The following is a 16,364-nucleotide window of genomic DNA, read 5'->3' on the forward strand; positions in this document are numbered from 1 at the left end:
TCTGTCCGACCGCGGGCGTTGCCCGCGGCCACCGCCCCCAGTTCTGCCAGCCGGAGCGCCGCCGATGAAAGCCGCCGTCATCACCTTCCCCGGGTCCAACTGCGACCGCGACCTTGCCACCGCCTTCGAGAAGGCGGGCGCCACGGTCAGCCGCGTCTGGCACAAGGACACCGAACTGCCCGAGGGCGTCGATGTGGTGGGGGTGCCGGGCGGCTTCTCCTTCGGCGACTACCTGCGCTGCGGCGCCATTGCGGCGCGCTCGCCGATCGCCGGCGCCATGATCCGTCATGCCGAGCGGGGGGGCTATGTCCTCGGCATCTGCAACGGCTTTCAGGTGCTGACGGAAACAGGCCTCCTGCCCGGCGCGCTCATGCGCAACGCGGGGCTGAAGTTCATCTGCCGCCCCGTCGATCTGCGCGTGGCGACCGCCGACAGCGCCTTCACCTCGGGCTGGGCGCCGGAGGATGTGGTCCGCTTTCCCATCGCGCACCATGACGGCAACTACACCGCCGATCCCGAGACGCTGGCGCGGCTGCGTGGCGAGGACCGCGTGGCCTTTACCTATGTCGAGAATCCCAACGGCTCGATGCAGGACATCGCGGGCCTTCTCTCGGCCAACCGCCGGGTGCTGGGGCTGATGCCGCACCCCGAGCGGGCGATCGAGGCCGAGCAGGGCGGCGCCGACGGGATGGGCCTCTTCCGCGCGCTGCTGGGCGGGATGGCGCTGGCGTGATCGCGCGGCGCTTGTTGCGTCAGGCGCCCTTCAGTACCTTCCCGCCCATGCAGGAGACGGGCTATCAGAGCGATGCGCCGGTGCCGCCGCCGGGTCACGGCTGGCGGGTCAAGCTCGTGGTCGTCCTGCTCATCCTGGTGGCGGTTGCCGTGGTGCTCATCACCAACCGCTGGATGAGCGAACGCTTCACCGAGAGCACCCGCTCGCGCGCGGAGCTTCGTCTGGCGCTCTACTCCGGCAACCTGCTGACCGAGTTGCAGCGCACCTCGGTCGTGCCGCTGCTGCTTGCGCGGGATCCCGCGCTGATCGGGGCATTGGGGTCGGGGGACTATTCCGCCACCTCGCAGCGGCTGATCTCGTTCCAGACCGAGATCGGCGCGGCCTCGATCATGCTGCTCGACAAGGACGGGCGGACGGTGGGGGCGACGAACCGCAACCTGATCGGCACGAGCCACCGCACCCAGCCCTTCTTCATCGACGCGCAACGGGCGCGCGATACGGTCTTCACCTCGGCGCAGCGCGACGCGGGCATCTTCGACTTCACCTATTCTAAGGCGATCCTCTCGGACAATCGGCTCGTGGGGGTGATCGTCGTGGCGGTGGACCTGATGAAATACGAGCGCGCCTGGGCGGGGCTGCAGGATGCGGTGATGGTCACCGACAGCACCGGCACCGTGATCCTCGCGACCGAGCCGCGCTGGCGGGGCCTGACCATCAAGGAGGCGCTGGCCGCCCGCGATGCGCCCTCGGCGATCCGGCGCGCGCTGCAGGCCACGGCCGACTGGGCCCAGCAGCCGCCGGACGCCTACCTGAAGGGCGAGGCGGTGATGAAGACTGACGCGCGCGTGCCCTTCCGCGGCTGGCGCATCGTCACCTTCACCGCCTACGACTCGGTGCGCGAGCGGGTGAACGGCATTCTCGCGCTCGAGATCATGGGTTTTGCGATCCTGCTTGCGCTGACCTTCTATCTCCTGTCGCGGCGGGCCTGGTCGCAGAGCATGTCGTTTCAGCGCGAATCGGCGGAACTTCGCCTGCTCAACGCGCGTTTGCAGCGAGAGATCGCCGAGCGCGAGAAGGTGCAGAAGGATCTGGCCGTGGCCGAGCTGACCCTTGCGCAATCCTCGAAATTGGCCGCTCTGGGCGAGATGTCGGCCGCGGTGAGCCATGAGCTGAACCAGCCCCTCGCCGCGATGAAGACCTATCTGGCGGGGGCAAAGCTGCTGTTGCAGCGGCGGCGGACCGAGGAGGCTCTGGCCTCGTTCCAGCGGATCGACGACCTGATCGAGCGCATGGGGGCGATCACGCGGCAGCTCAAGTCCTATGCCCGGAAGGGGGGCGAGGCCTTCGAGCCGGTGGATGTGCGCATCTGCGTCTCGTCGGCGCTGACGATGATGGAGCCGCAGCTCAAGATCCGCGTGGTCCGCATCACCCGGACGCTGCCGCGCCAGCCCGTCATGGTGATGGCCGATCGGCTCCGGCTGGAGCAGGTGATCATCAACCTTCTGCGAAATGCGCTCGATGCCACCAAGGGCGTAGCCAGCCCGCAAATCGACATCGTTCTGGCGGCCGGCGAGACGGCCACCCTCACCGTCCGGGACAATGGTCAGGGAATCGAGGATCTCGACAACCTGTTCGAGCCTTTCTACACCACGAAGAAACCCGGAGAGGGTGTGGGCCTCGGGCTTGCGATCTCGTCGGGCATCGTGACGGATCTCGGGGGACGGCTGACGGCGCGAAACGCCGAGGGAGGCGGGGCTGTATTCGAGGTCCAGCTCCCCATATTGGGCGCAGACGTGAAAGCAGCCGAGTGAGGAAGAGCAATGGCGCGTGCGATGAAGGTGGCGATCGTCGATGACGAGGCCGATATGCGGCAGTCGATCAGCCAGTGGCTTGCGCTCTCGGGCTTTGACACGGAAACCTACGCCAGTGCCGAAGAGGCGCTGAAGGGCCTGAACGCGGACTTTCCCGGCGTGGTCGTCAGCGACATCAAGATGCCCGGCATGGACGGGATGACCTTCCTCAAGAAGCTGATGAGCATGGATTCGGGCCTGCCCGTGATCCTGATCACCGGCCACGGCGACGTGCCGATGGCGGTCGAGGCGATGCGCGTGGGCGCGTTCGACTTTCTGGAAAAGCCGTTCAACCCCGACCGGATGACCGAGCTTGCCAAGCGCGCGACGCAGCAGCGGCGCCTGACGCTCGACAACCGGGCGCTGCGGCGCGAGCTGTCGGACGGCACCGTGCTGATGAAGAAGCTGATCGGTTCCTCGCCGGTGATGGAGCGTCTGCGCGAGGATATCCTCGATCTGGGGCAGGCCGACAGCCATGTGCTGATCGACGGCGAGACCGGCACCGGCAAGACGCTGGTGGCCCATGCGCTGCATGCGGTCGGCGCGCGGGCCGGGCGCAAGTTCGTCACCATCTCCTGCGCCGCCTGGTCCGAGGATCAGCTCTCCGCCAAGCTCTTCGGCCCGAACGAGGACGGCTCCCTGCCGCTGGTCGAGGAGGCTCGCGGCGGCACGCTCTGCCTCGAGGACATCGAGTCGCTGTCGCACCCGCTCCAGTCGCGGCTGCTGACGGTGATCAACGAACAGGGCACCCCGCCCGAGACACGCATCATCGCGATCTGCAACGAGCACGCGCCGGACACGACGCTGGAAAACGTGCTCCGCTCGGATCTCTATTACCGGCTGGGCGCCATGACGATCGTGCTGCCGCCGCTGCGGATGCGGGGCGAGGATATCCTGACCCTCTTTACCCGCATGTCCGAGCAGTTCGCCGAGGAATATGGCTGCGAGGCGCCGCAGGTCACCGCGCAGGAGGCGGCCCAGCTTCTCCAGGCGCCCTGGCCCGGCAATGTCCGCCAGTTGGTGAACATCGCCGAGCGGGCGGTGCTGCAGAACCGGCGCGGCTCGGGCTCGATCGCCTCGCTGCTGATGGCCGACAACGAGGCGTCGGGGCCCGCGCTGACCACCGAAGGCAAGCCGCTGAAGGATTATGTCGAGGCGTTCGAGCGGATGCTGATCGACAACACGATGCGTCGCCACAAGGGCTCGATCGTGGCCGTCATGGAAGAACTGTGCCTGCCGCGGCGGACGCTGAACGAGAAGATGGCCAAATATGGCCTGAGCCGCGCGGACTACGTCTGACCCGATCAATCCACCCGCCTCGCGGCCATTCCGGGCCGCGCTCGACCGCTGGTTGCAGGGGGTCGGGGAAAAATAGGCCATTGTCTTTTGCCCGTCCCTGCCGCTAATGTCGCACCTACGCGGGTTCTGCCCTATTCGGCAGGAGTTTGCGCACCAGTTTCTCTGTCAAGCGCGCAATCCGGACGAGGGGTCCGGGGCACCGTCCTGGCAGACCTCCGGGCCGCGAGGCCCACAAGTTCGCCCGCCAAGTCCCTGACGGAACGGGCCAGTGCAATGGACGCTCCGGCGTCTCGGGATACAGAAACGCGATGAGCCGCGCCGACCGACTGCAAGACCGCGCGAAGGGCCCTTGGGGCTCCGCGCGGTCTGGCCCACGATCCGGCCCCCGGCGCAGCCACGCCCGAACAAGCCACCACGCGCAATGGACCCCGGCCGGAGCATGCTCCGGCCCAAGCCCGTTGTCCGGGTGCCATGGAATCAAATGGCCAAGAAAATGCTTATCGATGCCACCCACCCGGAGGAGACCCGGGTCGTGGTGGTGGACGGAAACAAGGTCGAGGAGTTCGACTTCGAGACCGTCAACAAACGGCAGCTTGCCGGCAACATCTATCTCGCCAAGGTAACGCGGGTCGAACCTTCGCTTCAGGCGGCCTTCGTCGATTACGGCGGCAACCGGCACGGCTTTCTGGCCTTCGCCGAAATCCATCCCGATTATTACCAGATCCCGGTGGCCGATCGTAAGGCCCTGATCGAGGAAGAGCGGGCCTACGCCCGCGCCGAGGAGGATGAGGATCACGGCCGCTCGCGCCGCAGGTCGCGGCCGGCCCCGGCCGAGGCGCCGTCGGCGGATGCCGTCCAGTCGGGCGATGTGGGCGGCATGGATGTGGTCGATCTCGGTGAAGAGACCGGCGCCGACGCTCTCTACGAGACCGAGCGCGGGGAGGCCCGGCCCGAGGCGGACGAGGCCGAGAAGCCCTGGAAGGCGGTGGATCACGCCGCCGAGACCGACGACGAGATCGAATCCGTCGCCGACGAGGATGTGGCCGAGGAGATCCCGGCCCCGAGGAAGCCCCGCCAGCGCCGCTACAAGATCCAGGAAGTGATCAAGGTGCGCCAGATCATGCTGGTGCAGGTGGTCAAGGAAGAGCGCGGCAACAAGGGCGCGGCGCTCACGACCTATCTCAGCCTGGCCGGCCGCTATTGCGTGCTGATGCCGAACACGGCGCGGGGCGGCGGGATCAGCCGCAAGATCACCCAGGCCGCCGACCGCAAGAAGCTGAAGGAAATCGCCTCGGAGCTTGAGGTGCCGGAAGGCGCGGGCCTGATCATCCGCACGGCCGGCGCCAAGCGCACCAAGCAGGAGATCCGGCGCGACTACGAATACCTGCTCCGCCTCTGGGAGCAGATCCGCGAACTCACGCTGAAGTCGGTCGCCCCGGCGCCGATCTACGAGGAAGGCGACCTGATCAAGCGGTCGATCCGCGACCTCTTCAACCGCGAGATCGAGGAAGTGCTGGTCGAGGGCGAGACGGGCTACCGCACCGCCAAGGACTTCATGCGGATGATCATGCCGGCCCACGCCCGGCAGGTGATCCGCTACGATGAGCCGATGCCGCTGTTTGCGCGCTATCAGGTGGAAAGCTACCTCTCGGGCATGTTCAACCCGGTGGTCCAGCTGAAATCCGGCGGTTACATCGTCATCGGCGTGACCGAGGCGCTGGTCGCCATCGACGTGAACTCCGGCCGGGCCACCAAGGAGGGCTCGATCGAGGACACGGCGCTCAAGACCAACCTCGAGGCCGCCGAAGAGGTGGCGCGGCAGTTGCGCCTGCGTGACCTTGCCGGGCTGATCGTCATCGACTTCATCGACATGGAAGAGCGGAAGAACAACGCCGCCGTCGAGAAGCGTCTGAAGGACAAGCTGAAGACCGACCGCGCGCGGATCCAGGTCGGCCGCATCTCGGGCTTCGGCCTGATGGAGATGAGCCGCCAGCGCCTGCGTCCGGGGATGCTCGAGTCGACGACGCAGCCCTGCGCGCATTGCCACGGCACGGGCCTGATCCGCTCGGACGACAGCCTCGCGCTGCAGGTGCTGCGCCAGCTGGAGGAAGAAGGCACGCGGAAACGCTCGAAGGAGGTGCTGCTGCGCGCCCCGATCGCGGTCGTCAACTTCCTGATGAACCAGAAGCGCGAGCATATCGCGATGATCGAGGCCCGGTATGGCATGGCGGTGCGGGTCGAGGCCGATCCTTCGCTGTCCAGCCCGGACTATGTGATCGAGAAGTTCAAGACCGCGACGCGGGTTGTGCCCGAGACGGTCAAGGTGATCTCGGGCAGCGCCGATCTCATGGGCGCGCCGGTGGACGAGCCCGAGGACGACTGGATCGAGGAGGAGCCCGAGGTCGAGGAGGCCGAGGAAGCGGTCGAGGCCGCGGAACCTGCCGAGGCCGCTCCCTCTGAAGGCCAGCCCAAGAAAAAGCGCCGCCGTCGTCGCCGCCGCCGCAATGGCGCGAACGGTGCCACGGACCAGACCGGCGCCGAGGTGGCCGAGAGCGACGAGTCGGACGACTCGGACGAGGATGAGGACGAAACCGCCGACGAGGGCGACGTGCCGGAACCGGCAGCCTTCGTGCCCGAGATGGCGCCCGAGGCGGTGATCGCGGAACCCGCAGCCGAGCCGGTGGCCGAACCTGTGGCCGAGCCCGAGGCGGTGGCCGAAGAGCCGCCCGCCCCGCGCAAGCGCACCCGCGTCCGCAAGCCGAAGGTGGTCGAGGAGAGTGCGGCGGCCCCCGCCGAGGCCGCGCCCGAAGCCGAGCCGAAGGAGCCGAAGAAGCCCTCCCGGAGCCGCACGAGCCGCAGCCGCAAGAGCGCGTCGGCAGCCGAGGAAGCCGCTCCTGCGGTCGAGGTGGCGGTGACGGTCGATGAAGCTCCGGCCGAGGCCGCGCTCGACGTGGTCGAGACGCCGGCCGAGCCGGCCCCGGGGGCCCCGCAACCCGAGGCGGCCCCCGAGCCCCAGCCCGAGCCGGTCTCGGGCGAGACGGACGAGGAGAGCAAGCCCAGGCGCCGCGGCTGGTGGTCGATCAGCCGCTGAGCGAAGAACGGATCGGGGCGCCTGCGGGCGCCCTTTTCCTTCGCCCGGCCGGGATCACTCTCCGCGGCGGATCAGCCAGACGCTTTCTCGGCCCTCGCGCTGACAGGCGAGGATCTCATGCCCGGCATCGTTGCAGAAATGCGGCAGGTCGATCACCGCCATCGGATCGGTGGCCGTCACGCGCAGCACGCGGCCGGGCGCCATCCCCATCAGCCGCTTGCGGGCGCGCAGGACGGGCAGGGGGCAGATCAGCCCCGCGCAATCCAGATCCTCGTCGAACTCCATGGCCTTCTCCGAAAGTTGCGCCGGATCAACGCGCGCAGCGCCCGTCCGCGCGATACGCCGGGGGCCGGTCCACGTCAATGTGAGACCCGGCCCCGTGACGGGGCGCCGGCAAGCGGCTAGGAGAGCAGGAAAGAGGGAGCGAAGATGTTCGGACTGGAGCTGATCGACGCAGGGCTGCTGCCGGCGATGCTGATTGCGCTGGTGGCGGGGGTGCTCTCCTTCCTCAGCCCCTGCGTCCTGCCGATCGTGCCGCCCTACCTCGCCTACATGGGCGGGATCTCGATGAAGGACCTGAACGAGGGCGCCTCGCGCGGGCCGATCCTCGCGGCCTTGTTCTTCGTGATGGGGCTTTCGACGGTCTTCCTGTTTCTCGGGTTCACCGCCTCTGCCTTTGGCGCCTTCTTCCTTCAGAACGCCGACAGTTTCGCCACGCTGGCGGGCATCATCGTCATGGCCTTCGGCGCGCATTTCCTCGGCATCTACCGCATCTCCTTCCTGGATCGGGAGATGCGGATGGATGCGGGCGACCGGGGCGGCTCGGCCTTCGGAGCCTACATTCTGGGCCTGGCCTTCGCCTTCGGCTGGACGCCCTGCATCGGTCCGCAGCTGGGCGCGATCCTGACGCTTGCGGCGTCCGAGGCGAGCATCGCGCGCGGCACCACGCTGCTGGCCACCTACGCCGCCGGTCTCGGCATCCCCTTCCTGCTGGTCGCGGCCTTCTTCCCGCGGCTGACCGGCCTCATGGCCTGGATGAAGCGGCACATGGAGCGGATCGAGCGCATCATGGGCCTGCTGCTCTGGACCATCGGCCTTCTGATGCTGACCGGGGGCTTCTCCAGCTTCTCCTACTGGCTGCTCGAGACCTTCCCGGCGCTGGCCCGGCTGGGCTGAGGGGGAACAAAGCCCGCGCGCCCCGGTTTCGTGTGCCATCCGAGGAGGCACGCCATGTCCGACCAGAACCCCGAGGAAGTGCCCGGCAAGCCCGTGGGCGCCGGAGAGAACATCTGCCGCCGGTGCGAGGGCAGCGGCCGGATCGAGGGCGGCGAGTGCCCCGATTGCGGCGGCACCGGCAAGGTGATGACCCCGATCGGTGGCGGCTAAACCCGGCGGTCGCGGTAGTGGCGCAGCACGAAGAGCCGGATGGCGGTGGCCAGCCCCACCTCTGGGTCGCGCCCCTCGTCCAGTTCGGCGGCGAGTGCATTGACCGGCAGTCCCCGCTCGGCCGCGATCTCGCGGAAGGCGCGCCAGAAGTCCTCTTCCAGCGAGACGCTGGTGCGGTGGCCCCGCAGCGTCAGCGAGTGTTTCTCGGGCCTCATTCCGGCTCGGGCCCGGGCTCGCGCCCGGACTCTCGCCTGTGGGCATCGAGGTGATCCCGGGCCTTCTCGGCCCGGGCCTCCTGCAGATCGCGCTCGGCCTTGGTGCGGCCGAACTTCGCGGCGTTCTCGTCGCCCTTCCGGCGGCGGGCGTCGCGCTCCGCCGCCTTGCGCTTCGCGCGAAGGTTGACGATCTCGGCCATCAGCCCTTGGGCCCGATCATGTCCTCGGGCCGCACGATGCGGTCGAAGGTCTCTGCATCGACGAAGCCGAGGGCAATCGCCTCTTCGCGCAGCGTGGTGCCGTTCTTGTGCGCGGTCTTGGCGACCTTGGTCGCGTTGTCGTAGCCGATGGTGGGGGCGAGCGCCGTCACCAGCATCAGGCTTTCCTTCATCAGCTTGTCGATCCGAGCGGTGTTGGCCTGCGTGCCCACCACCATGTTGTCGGTGAAGCTGCCCGCCGCATCGCCCAGAAGCTGCATCGACTGCAGCACGTTGTAGGACATCATCGGGTTGTAGACGTTCAGCTCGAAATGGCCTTGGCTGCCGGCGAAGCCCACGGCGGCGTCGTTGCCCATGACATGGGCGCAGACCATGGTCAGCGCCTCGGCCTGCGTCGGGTTCACCTTGCCCGGCATGATCGACGAGCCGGGCTCGTTCTCGGGCAGGATCAACTCGCCCAGACCCGAGCGGGGGCCCGAGCCCAGAAGCCGCATGTCGTTCGCGATCTTGAAGAGCGAGGCGGCGACCGTCTTCAGCGCGCCCGAGAACATCACCATCGCGTCATGCGCGGCCAGCGCTTCGAACTTGTTTTCGGCGGTGACGAAGGGCAGGCCGGTGATCTCGGCGATCTTGCCCGCCACGCGGCTGTCCCAGCCGACGCGGGTGTTGAGGCCGGTGCCGACGGCGGTGCCGCCCTGCGCCAGTTCGTAGATGTCGGGCAGGCAGGCCTTCACGCGAGCGATGCCTTTTTCCACCTGCTTGGCATAGCCTGAGAACTCCTGGCCCAGCGTCAGGGGCGTCGCGTCCTGCGTGTGGGTGCGGCCGATCTTGATGATGTCCTTGAACTCTTCCGACTTGGCCAGCAGCGCGGCATGCAGCTTCTCGAGCCCCGGCAGCAGCACATCGCGCGCCATCATGCCGATGGCGACATGCATCGCGGTGGGGAAAGTGTCGTTCGAGGACTGGCCCATGTTCACATGGTCGTTCGGGTGCACGGGCTTTTTCGAGCCCATCACGCCGCCCAGCATCTCGATCGCGCGGTTCGAGATCACCTCGTTCGCGTTCATGTTCGACTGCGTGCCCGAGCCGGTCTGCCAGACCACCAGCGGGAAGTTGTCGTCGAAGCGGCCCTCGATCACCTCGGTCGCGGCGGCGGCGATGGCCTCGCCCAGTTCCTTGGGCATGTCGCCCTGATCGACATTGACCAGCGCGCAGGCCTTCTTGATCACGCCGAGCGCGCGGATGATGGCGACGGGCTGACGCTCCCAGCCGATGGGGAAGTTCTGGATCGAGCGCTGCGTCTGCGCGCCCCAGTATTTGTCGGCGGGAACCTCGAGCGGGCCGAAGCTGTCGGTCTCGGTGCGGGTTGCAGTCATGCGCAAGCTCCTTGATTTTCCCGCAAGCTCTTAGGGAAGACGGGCGGGAAAATCAATCGGCATGCCATCGCATGCGGAAGCGGCGCAGGGGGGCTGCCTGCCCCCGTCTCCGGCCGATGCCGGAGACTCCCCCGGGGATATTTGAGCCAGAATGAAAGGGGGGCGGCGCGCTACTTGCGGAACTTGTCGAGGCTGACCACCTGCGCGTCGTGGCGCGGCGGCTCGTCATCGCCGTCGGGACCCTCGTCGCTGTCGGTGTCCTCCTCCTCGTCCTCGTCCTCGTGGGTTTCGAACCGGAGGCCGAATTCCACGGACGGATCGACGAAGGTGCGGACGGCGTCGAAGGGGATCACCAGCGGCTCGGGCTGGTTGCCGAAGTTCAGCGTGATCGAGAAGCCGCGGTCGTCCACGGCGAGGTTCTCGTACCAGTGCTGGATGACGACGGTCATTTCCTGCGGGTAGCGGGCGCGCAACCAGTCGGCCATGGCCACATCGGGGTGGGTCGTGTCGAAGGTGATGAAGAAATGGTGCGCTCCCGGCAGCCCGTGCTCGGCCACATCCTCGAGCACGCTCTGGATCAGGCCCCGCATCGCGCGGTGCATGAGGTTGCCGTAGTCAATCGAACGCGCCATGCAATATCCCCTGTCGCTTCGGGGTCAGCATAGGGGATTCGGTTCGGAAGAAAAGGGGGCCGCGCGGGGGTTTTTCTGCCGAAAGGCGACGGGGTGCCGGGTCAACTCGCGGGCTTGCCGAGTTCGCGCAGCAGCTTGGCGCGGATGGCCCGACGGTAGTCCTGCAGGCCGCGGGCGGTGAGCACGAAGCCGTTCCGCGTCACGGCCCAGCGGTTGTAGAAGGCCGTGATCGGCGCGGAGGCGCCCATGTCCTCGATGGCGATGGCGTTGATCTCGACCCCGGCGGTTTCGGCGGCGCGGCGTGCGGCGGCGACGGTGAAGCCCGCGTTCTCGGGGCCGTCGCCCGAGATGTCGATCACCTTGCGGCGGCAGTCCGCCACGGCGCCGAACTGGTCCAGCGCGAAGGTGATGGCCTCGCCCACCGCCGTGTCCGAGGCGGCGAAGGCGCGAGGGAGCGCGCGGGCCTCGCGGGCGAAATCCGCCAGCTCGTCCGGGCCCAGCATCCGCCGCCAGGGCAGCACCAGCGCCTGCCGGCCCACGCCCGACCACTGGACGACGGCGAGCGCGCTCTGGCCGGCGAGCAGCATCTCGCCCACGTCCGCATCCTCGAGCGCATCGGCAAGGCCCTCGACCTGCAGCGCATATTCGCCGCGGTCGATCGAGCCCGAAACATCGATGGCAAGGAGAAGCGCCGTGTCGCAGGCCGGTGCGGGCAGGGGCGCGGCGAGACAGAGGGCAAGGAACAGCGCGCGAAGCATGGCAAAGCGTGGCGCGCGGTGACGGGAAGGGCAAGGAGGAAGTGCAGGTTTCTGTTGCCAGGCACCTGCGAGCCCCGCCTTACACGGCTAAGCGCAAGGACTTAGGTTTCGATAACTCGAACTGCTTACGCAGCCAGAGCCACCGGAGCACGGTTGTCGTTGGCAACTGTACTTTTCGGACCGATAACGGTGGTACCTCACCGGGACAAAGCAACCCCTTTAGACGTTCGTCGATCCTGTTTCGGCCCCTTCCGCCCCCAACGAGGGATGTATGGTGGAGCCGCCGGGTACCGCCCCCGGGTCCGATCCGCTTATGACGAGCGCGTTTATGCCCATAGTCCGGGTTGCCCCGGACAGGGTGAATATAGGGGCGCGCACCGCGCGCTGCAAGCGGATGTGGTTTGGGGGAGGCGCAGCCGAGCGGGGGGGGGGCCGGTGCAGGGCGCGGACCCTTGGGGCGCCGCCAGCCGTGGAGTGCGCAAGAAGGGGGCGGCGGTTGCGATCCTGCGCGCCCGATGGTGGCGCGGGAGCCGAAGCCCCCGCGCCCTTGCGGGTCAGAAGCCCGCCTTGATCTTCTCGAACTCTTCCAGCATCCGGTCGCGCATCGCCGGATCGAGCGGCGTCTGGGCGAGCAGCGTCGTCTCGACCGGGTCGAGATCCGCCTTCTTCAGATCCTCCTCCGAGATCTCGGCCATGGCGGCCTCGTTGGTCAGCGCATAGCCGTGCGTCTCGAGCAGCGAGGGCGCCGAGGAATGGGCCAGCCACGAGTTGATGAAGTCGTAGGCCTTGTCCTCGCTGCCGGGCGCGTCCTTCATGTTGACATAGCCGCAGAACCAGGTGGCCGAGCCCTCTTCCGACTGGCGCTGGAAGCCCACGGGGAAGCCCTCCTGCCGCATCAGCGCGATGGCGTCGTTCCAGGTCCAGGCGAGCTGCACCTCGCCGGTGGCCATCAACTGCGACAGTTCGGACGGGTCCGCCCAATAGGCGCGCACATTCTCGTGGGCCTGGCGCAGCCACTGGGCGCCCGCCTGGAACTGCTCTTCGGTAAGCTCGGTCCAGTCCGAGACGCCGGTGGCGAGCAGGGCGAGCGACCAGATGTCGTCGGTGTTGTCGGGCAGCGAGATGCGGCCGGCATATCGGGGATCGAGGAAGATCTGCACCGAGGCGAGATCCTCGGGGGGTACGCTCTCGGTGTTGTAGGCGATGGCCGTGTAGGCGTAGTCGGTCGGGATGTACCAGACGCCCTGATCGTCGCTGAAGATCTCGGAGTCCTTGAACCGTTCGGAGATGTTCTCGTACTCGGGGATCCGGCTCACGTCCCAGGGCTCGATCAGGCCGGCGTCGCGGTATTTCGACACCATCTGCGAGCAGGGATGCGCGAGGTCGGCCTTGAAGCCCGAGGCGACCTTCTGGAAGGCCTCGTCATCGTCGCCGTAGAAGGCGTAGGTCGGCATCTGCCCGTGTTTCTCGATGTAGCTTTTCATCAGGCCTTCGCTTTCGAATCCGGCCCAGTCGAAGACGATGAGGTTCGGATCGGCGGCAAGGGCCGGCTGCGCCAGGACGGCGGCAACGCTGACCAGAAGGGAAGTGCGACGGATCATGGAGGCTCCTTGAAACATGGGTCTGCGACGGGTCCCGGGCTGGCCGGCAGATGATCGGACGCTAGAATAGCACCCGTGACGGCTCAAGCACTTATTGCAGTCTGGCGGTGGGGCGGGCCGGCGGGCAAGCGGGGCGGCCGGATCCTCACGCAGGCTTGTCCGTGCGGGGCCTCCGTCCCGGCGGCCGGCGCGTGCCCGCGCCTGCTTGTCTTGCGGCAAGCGCATGTCTAGCCTTGGCTGGCCAGCCCCGGAGATCCCATGACCGTCCTCGACATCGACTATGTCCGCGCCTGCTTTCCCGCCTTGTCCGAGCCCGCCCTTGCCGGACAGGCCTTCTTCGAGAATGCGGGCGGGTCCTACACCTGCCGGCAGGTGATCGACCGGCTCAGCCGCTTCTATCACCAGCGCAAGGTGCAGCCCTATGCGCCCTACGCCGCCTCCCATGCCGCCGGGGCCGAGATGGACGAGGCGCGGAGCCGGCTTGCCGCGCTGATGGGGGTGGATGAGGACGAGCTGTCCTTCGGCCCATCGACGTCGGCCAACACCTTCGTGCTGGCGCAGGCCGTGCGCGGCTGGCTGAAGCGCGAGGGCGGCGCCGTGGTCGTCACCGATCAGGACCACGAGGCCAATTCGGGCGTCTGGCGCAGGCTGGCCGACGAGGGGATCGAGGTGCGGGAGTGGCGGATCGACCCGGACACGGGGCATCTCGATCCCGCGGGCCTTGCGCAGCTCCTCGGCGACGGGCGGGTGCGGCTGGTGTGCTTTCCGCATTGCTCGAATGTCGTGGCCGAAATCAACCCGGTGGCCGAGATCTGCGCCATGGCGCGCGCCGCGGGCGCCTTCACCTGCGTGGACGGCGTCAGCTATGCCCCGCACGGCCTGCCCGACATGGGCGCGCTGGGGGCCGACATCTATCTCTTCTCGACCTACAAGACCTACGGGCCGCATCAGGGCCTCATGCTGATCCGGCGCGAGGTCGGAGAGTTGCTGCCCGCGCAGGGGCATTGGTTCAACGCAGGCACGCTCCACAAGCGCTTCACGCCCGCGGGGCCGGATCATGCGCAGGTCGCGGCCTGCGCGGGGCTTGCGGATTACATCGACGCGCTGGCGGACCATCATGCGGCCGCGGGGCAGGGCTCGGGCGGGGCGCCGTCGGTCGATGGCGCGCATCGGGTGCAACGTGACGCCGAGCGCGCCCTGGCGGCCCCGTGCCCGTCGCCTCTTGATCGCGCGCGCGAGGTGCACCGGCTGATGCGAGAGCACGAGATCCGGCTGCTGCGGCCGCTGCTCGACCAGCTCGCGGGGCGGAACGACGTGCGCCTGCTCGGCCCGAGCGAGGCCGGGCTTCGGGCGCCGACGGTGGCGCTGGCGCTTGACCGGCCCGCCGAGCAGGTTGCGACGGCGCTCGCGGCGCACGGGATCATGGCGAGCGGCGGGGATTTCTACGCGGTGCGCCCGCTGGAGGCGATGGGGGTGGATCGCACGCGCGGCGTGTTGCGGATGAGTTTCGTGCATTACACCTCGGAGGCCGAGGTGGCGCAGCTGATGTTGGCGCTCGACGCGGTGCTGTAGGCGCGGGGCGCGCGGGCCGGGCGAAGGTGGGGGCCGGGCGAAGGCGGGGGCTGTCTGCCCCCGGATCGGCCTTCGGCCGATCTCCCCCGAGGATATTTCCGCCAGAATGAACAAGTTGGGCCAGGCCATGTGATCCGGGCCGGGCGGCCGCGCGTAGAACGGGGCAAGACGAGAAAGGACGACATGGCCGAGGCTCCCCTGATCCTGTGGTTCCGGCGCGACCTGCGGCTGACCGACAATCCGATGGTGCGGGAGGCGGCGGCGACGGGGCGTCCGCTGGTGCCGGTCTTCATCCTCGACCCCGAGACCGAGCGGTTGGGCGCGGCGCCGAAATGGCGCCTCGGCTTGGCCGTGGAGTCTTTCGCGCAGGCGCTGGAGCGGTTGGGCAGCCGGCTGATCCTGCGGCGCGGGCCGGCGCTCGAGGTGCTCGGGCGGCTGGCCGCAGAGACCGGGGCCCTGGGCGTGCGCTGGTCTCGGCTCTGCGAGCCTGGCTGGCGCAGCCGGGACGAGGGGGTGAAGGCGGGGCTCAAGCGGCAGGGGATCGCGGCCGAGAGCCATGCCGGCCACACGCTGTTCGAGCCGTGGGAGGTTCGGACCGGGCAGGGCGGCTTCTACCGGGTCTTCACGCCCTTCTGGAAGAGCGTGAAGGACCGCCCGGTGCCGGCCCCGCTCGCCGCTCCGGCGGGGTTGCGGGCGCCGACGGTCTGGCCCCGGTCGGACCGGCTGGCGGACTGGGGGCTGGCGCGGGCGATGAACCGGGGCGCGGCCGTCGTGGCGCGCCATGTGGCGGTGGGCGAGGCGGCCGCGGCGGAGCGGCTGGCGCGGTTCCTCGACGATCCCATGGACCGCTACGCGGCCGGGCGCGACCGGACCGACCAGGCGGTGACCTCGCGACTGTCCGAAAACCTGACCTATGGCGAGATTTCGGCGCGCACGATCTGGCACGCGGGGCTGCGGGCCCGTGCGGAAGGGCGCGCGGGCGCCGAGAAGTTCCTGCAGGAGCTCGTCTGGCGCGAGTTCGCCTGGCATCTGCTCTACCACACGCCCGAGATTGCCAGCCGGAACTGGCGCGGCGAATGGGATGCGTTTCCGTGGCGCGCGGACAATGCCGAGGCCGAGCGGTGGCGGCGCGGGATGACGGGCGAGCCCTTCGTCGATGCCGCCATGCGCGAGCTGTTCGTGACCGGCACGATGCACAACCGCGCCCGGCTGATCGCGGGCAGCTACCTGACGAAGCACCTTCTGACGGACTGGCGGGTGGGGCAGGCCTGGTTCGAGGATTGTCTGATCGACTGGGATCCGGCCTCGAACGCGCTGGGCTGGCAATGGGTGGCGGGTTCGGGGCCCGATGCCTCGCCCTATTTCCGGGTCTTCAATCCGGCGACGCAGGCGGAGAAGTTCGATCCCGACGGCGCCTATCGACGGCGGTTCATCGCCGAACTTTCGCCCGATCCGGGGCCGGAGGCGCTGTCGTTCTTCGAGGCGGTGCCTCGGAGTTGGGGGCTTGCGCCGGATCAATGCTATCCTCGGCCTGTCGTGGGGCTGGCCGAGGGGCGCGCGCGGGCACTGGCGGCCTACGGGCGCAGGGACGACTGACAGGGCGCGGGCAGGCGCCGGACGGGAAGGAGAAGGA

Annotated in this window: 15 protein-coding genes and 1 other RNA gene; 8 read left to right on the forward strand and 8 right to left on the reverse strand. The window is 68.5% G+C overall.

Going from position 1 to position 16,364, the window contains the following annotated elements; translation table 11 throughout:
* Positions 1-64: 64 nt before the first annotated feature.
* The 4 genes from purQ to LV780_RS03310 all read left to right on the forward strand — a co-directional run bounded on the left by purQ (position 65) and on the right by LV780_RS03310 (position 6,973).
* Positions 65-733, forward strand: coding sequence for a phosphoribosylformylglycinamidine synthase subunit PurQ (purQ, locus tag LV780_RS03295; RefSeq protein ID WP_011907766.1), 669 nt, complete (start codon positions 65-67; stop codon positions 731-733).
* Positions 734-780: 47 nt separating this feature from the next.
* Positions 781-2,544: a sensor histidine kinase gene (locus tag LV780_RS03300; protein WP_044247830.1), complete on the forward strand. Its 1,764-nt coding sequence runs from the start codon at positions 781-783 to the stop codon at positions 2,542-2,544.
* Between the two features lie 9 nt (positions 2,545-2,553).
* Positions 2,554-3,882: a sigma-54-dependent transcriptional regulator gene (locus tag LV780_RS03305; protein WP_011907768.1), complete on the forward strand. Its 1,329-nt coding sequence runs from the start codon at positions 2,554-2,556 to the stop codon at positions 3,880-3,882.
* A 481-nt stretch (positions 3,883-4,363) separates the two neighbouring features.
* On the forward strand, positions 4,364-6,973 hold the full coding sequence (locus tag LV780_RS03310; protein WP_117344879.1) for an Rne/Rng family ribonuclease: 2,610 nt from the start codon (positions 4,364-4,366) through the stop codon (positions 6,971-6,973).
* Between the two features lie 54 nt (positions 6,974-7,027).
* Here LV780_RS03310 and LV780_RS03315 read toward each other — a convergent pair whose 3' ends face one another.
* Complete coding sequence (locus tag LV780_RS03315; protein ID WP_101340564.1) at positions 7,028-7,258, reverse strand: sulfurtransferase TusA family protein; 231 nt, start codon at positions 7,256-7,258, stop codon at positions 7,028-7,030.
* 144 nt (positions 7,259-7,402) lie between these two features.
* Between LV780_RS03315 and LV780_RS03320 the strand changes: the two genes are divergently transcribed.
* On the forward strand, positions 7,403-8,149 hold the full coding sequence (locus LV780_RS03320; RefSeq protein WP_011907771.1) for a cytochrome c biogenesis CcdA family protein: 747 nt from the start codon (positions 7,403-7,405) through the stop codon (positions 8,147-8,149).
* Positions 8,150-8,203: 54 nt separating this feature from the next.
* Positions 8,204-8,359 carry a hypothetical protein gene (locus LV780_RS03325; protein WP_180325138.1) on the forward strand — a complete coding sequence of 52 codons (156 nt, stop codon included), beginning with the start codon at positions 8,204-8,206 and terminating at the stop codon, positions 8,357-8,359.
* Here the strand turns inward: LV780_RS03325 and LV780_RS03330 are convergent.
* From LV780_RS03330 to LV780_RS03360, 7 genes are all read right to left on the reverse strand, one after another.
* Positions 8,356-8,574 (reverse strand): ribbon-helix-helix domain-containing protein, encoded by a 219-nt coding sequence (locus LV780_RS03330; RefSeq protein WP_011907772.1) that lies wholly within the window; start codon positions 8,572-8,574, stop codon positions 8,356-8,358. The two genes, LV780_RS03325 and LV780_RS03330, sit on opposite strands and share 4 nt — an antisense overlap.
* A complete protein-coding gene (locus tag LV780_RS03335) occupies positions 8,571-8,774 on the reverse strand; it encodes a DUF4169 family protein (RefSeq protein WP_101340562.1) in 204 nt (67 codons plus the stop codon). Before LV780_RS03335 ends, LV780_RS03330 begins: the two co-directional genes overlap by 4 nt.
* Complete coding sequence (gene fumC, locus LV780_RS03340; protein WP_108221040.1) at positions 8,774-10,168, reverse strand: class II fumarate hydratase; 1,395 nt, start codon at positions 10,166-10,168, stop codon at positions 8,774-8,776. The genes LV780_RS03335 and fumC overlap by 1 nt, the downstream gene beginning before the upstream one ends.
* 170 nt (positions 10,169-10,338) lie before the next feature.
* Positions 10,339-10,800 carry an SspB family protein gene (locus LV780_RS03345; protein ID WP_011907775.1) on the reverse strand — a complete coding sequence of 154 codons (462 nt, stop codon included), beginning with the start codon at positions 10,798-10,800 and terminating at the stop codon, positions 10,339-10,341.
* A 101-nt stretch (positions 10,801-10,901) separates the two neighbouring features.
* Entirely contained in the window at positions 10,902-11,558 is a 657-nt protein-coding gene (locus LV780_RS03350) for a DUF1194 domain-containing protein (RefSeq protein ID WP_108221039.1), read from the reverse strand.
* Positions 11,559-11,598: 40 nt separating this feature from the next.
* Positions 11,599-11,952: a transfer-messenger RNA gene (gene ssrA / locus LV780_RS03355) on the reverse strand.
* Positions 11,953-12,112: 160 nt separating this feature from the next.
* Positions 12,113-13,159: an ABC transporter substrate-binding protein gene (locus LV780_RS03360; RefSeq protein ID WP_101340558.1), complete on the reverse strand. Its 1,047-nt coding sequence runs from the start codon at positions 13,157-13,159 to the stop codon at positions 12,113-12,115.
* Positions 13,160-13,417: 258 nt separating this feature from the next.
* On the opposite strand from LV780_RS03360, the gene LV780_RS03365 reads away from it, so the two are divergent.
* Entirely contained in the window at positions 13,418-14,731 is a 1,314-nt protein-coding gene (locus LV780_RS03365) for an aminotransferase class V-fold PLP-dependent enzyme (RefSeq protein WP_101340557.1), read from the forward strand.
* A gap of 183 nt (positions 14,732-14,914) precedes the next feature.
* Entirely contained in the window at positions 14,915-16,327 is a 1,413-nt protein-coding gene (locus tag LV780_RS03370) for a cryptochrome/photolyase family protein (RefSeq protein ID WP_108221038.1), read from the forward strand.
* The last annotated feature ends 37 nt before the right edge of the window (positions 16,328-16,364 follow it).

Origin of the sequence: Cereibacter azotoformans, from assembly GCF_021391315.1 — a bacterium.
GTDB classification, from domain to species: domain Bacteria; phylum Pseudomonadota; class Alphaproteobacteria; order Rhodobacterales; family Rhodobacteraceae; genus Cereibacter_A; species Cereibacter_A azotoformans.